Source organism: Exiguobacterium profundum, assembly GCF_001909285.1.
Taxonomy (GTDB): Bacteria; Bacillota; Bacilli; order Exiguobacteriales; family Exiguobacteriaceae; genus Exiguobacterium; species Exiguobacterium profundum.
In genome coordinates, this window is the sequence record NZ_MRSV01000001.1 from 2508308 (window position 1) to 2508509 (window position 202).

Annotated in this window: 1 pseudogene; it reads left to right on the forward strand. The window is 54.0% G+C overall.

Annotation, left to right across the window (positions count from 1 at the left end):
* Positions 1 to 202, forward strand: a pseudogene (locus BBB58_RS15490) (RNA-guided endonuclease TnpB family protein); the annotation flags it as partial.

Genomic DNA, 202 nt, shown 5'->3' on the forward strand with positions numbered 1-202 from the left:
GGGCAAGTTCTTCATCTCCATCCTCGTCAATCAAGATGAGGAAAAGTGGATCCCAGCCGAGAACAAGGTCAGAATCGATCTCGGCCTAAAACACTTCGCCGTCATGACGAACGACGCGATGGTCTCGGAGAAAATTGACAACCCCCGACTCATCCGGAAGTCCGAAGCGAAGGTCAAGAAGGCGCAGCGCGCTTTGTCACGC